The sequence below is a fragment of the Actinomycetospora sp. genome (assembly GCF_055612215.1).
Window position 1 is genome coordinate 1 of record NZ_JBVPVA010000550.1, and the last position, 1,925, is coordinate 1,925.

Here is a 1,925-nt window from a genome sequence, read left to right on the forward strand (position 1 = left end):
CCCCGGAGGCCCTCGCGCCGGGCGGGTCGGTCCTCGCCGCGCTGCGCCTCGCGGCTCCGGGCCACCCGCCGGGCCAGGGTCCGCGGCGCGTCGTGGGGCAGGGCGCGCAGCCGTTCCCACCGGCCGCGCACCGGGTGGCGCAGCACCACGTCGCCGAACGCGTGCCGTCCCCGCACCGACACGTGCAACGGTCCGCGCTCGCGCCGGTGCACCGTCTCGTCCCGCACCGCACCGGCGGAGACCCGCAGGTCGTCGACGTCGGCGGTCCCGCCCTCGGGCAGCACGACCGTCGGCGAGCACATACCGGTGGCCAGCTCGACGGCCACGACCGCGGTGTCGCACTCGGCCTCGGAGAAGTCGAGCAGGACGCCGCCCACCCAGCTGTGCACCCGCACCGTCGGGGGCACCTTCCACAGCCCGCGGCGGCTGATCGACCCCCCGAGCCCGGCCTCGAGCTCGAGGACGTCGTTGCCGTGCGAGGAGTGCAGCACCGCGCCGGGCAGGTCGGCGAGGAGCCCGTCGAGCTGGTCGCGGTAGCGGGCCGCCTGGGCGACGGCGACGCGGTCGCTGTACTCCCCCGGCGTGAGCCGCCCGGCGACCATCGCGCGTGCCAGCATCCCGGCGACGTCCTCGCGCTCGCCGTCGGAGGCGCGCTTGCGCGCGTCCTCGTCGGGGGACTGGGCGTCCTGCACGGGCCGGCGGGCCATGCCCCGATCATAGGTGCGCCGACGACGCCGCGCTGATGTCGCCGGGGCGGGGGACGGGGTCGGGGCCGGGGACGGCTCGGAGGCGACGCGGGCGATCGCGCTCGTGATCGCCCTGGTGATCGCGGTGATCATCGGCGTGGTCATCTGGAGCACCCGCGGCGGGACGCCGGCCCTGCCGGCCGCACCCGTCGCGGCCGCTCCCGCCCGGGCCGCCGCGGTCTCGCCGCTGACCGGCGAGGCCGGCGGTGCCGGGACGGCCGTCCTCGCGGTGAAGGTCGACAACTCCCCGCAGGGGCGGCCGTGGACCGGGATCGCGGACGCGGACGTGGTGTACGTGGAGCCGGTCGAGGGCGGCGTCACCCGGCTGCTCGCGGTGTTCGCCTCGCACCTGCCGCCCTCGGTCGGTCCCGTGCGCAGCTTCCGCGAGTCCGACATCGACCTGCTCGCCGCCTACGGCCGGCCCGCGCTCGCCTTCTCCGGCAACGCCCCGGAGCTGGACCGCCTGGTCGCGTCGGGCCCCGTCGTGCCGGTGTCCCCCGACCAGGTCGCCGGGGCCTACCGGCGCGGCCGCGGGGAAGCCCCGCACAACCTGTACGGGGACCCGGCGGCCCTCGTCCGGGCCGCCCGGGGCGTCGCCGCACCGCGCGACGTCGGGTTCCGCTTCGGCGCCGCGCCGCCGGGCGGCGACCCCGCGCCGGACGTCACCGAGACCGTGGGCAGCACCGTGGTCGGCCTGCACGCCGCGGGCGGGCGCTGGACCGTGGCCTTCGGGGGCGCGCCCGCCGTGACCGCGGACGGGCCCGCGACGGTCGTCGTGCAGCGCGTGCCGGTACGCACCTCGGCGATCCACGACGTGGCCGGGGCCCCGTCGCCGACGGCGGTGACCGTGGGGCAGGGCCCGGTCGAGGTGTTCCGCGACGGGAAGCGCTACGCCGGCACCTGGTCGCGGCCCACGCCCGGGGATCCCACGAGCTACACCGGGGCCGGCGGACAGCGACTGACGTTCGCTCCGGGGCCGGTCTGGGTGTTGCTCGTGCGGGCCTGATGAGCGGACACCGCCACGGGGTACTCCCCCGGCATGGCTACCGGAGACAAGATCGACAACAAGGCCGACGAGCTCAAGGGCAAGGCGAAGGAGACCGTCGGCAAGGTGCAGGACGACGACGAGCTCAAGGCCGAGGGCAAGGGCGACCAGGTCAAGGGCAACGTCAAGCAGGC

Annotated in this window: 3 protein-coding genes; 2 read left to right on the forward strand and 1 reads right to left on the reverse strand. The window is 77.2% G+C overall.

Annotation, left to right across the window (positions count from 1 at the left end; translation table 11 throughout):
• On the reverse strand, positions 1-707 hold a 707-nt coding region (locus tag AC0CYZ_RS15295; protein WP_472216780.1), incomplete at its 3' end, for a DUF1707 SHOCT-like domain-containing protein.
• 13 nt (positions 708-720) lie between these two features.
• Here AC0CYZ_RS15295 and AC0CYZ_RS15300 point away from each other — a divergent pair.
• Both AC0CYZ_RS15300 and AC0CYZ_RS15305 read left to right on the forward strand, forming a co-directional pair.
• Positions 721-1,752 (forward strand): DUF3048 domain-containing protein, encoded by a 1,032-nt coding sequence (locus tag AC0CYZ_RS15300; RefSeq protein ID WP_472216782.1) that lies wholly within the window; start codon positions 721-723, stop codon positions 1,750-1,752.
• A gap of 33 nt (positions 1,753-1,785) precedes the next feature.
• On the forward strand, positions 1,786-1,925 hold a 140-nt coding region (locus tag AC0CYZ_RS15305; RefSeq protein ID WP_472216784.1), incomplete at its 3' end, for a CsbD family protein.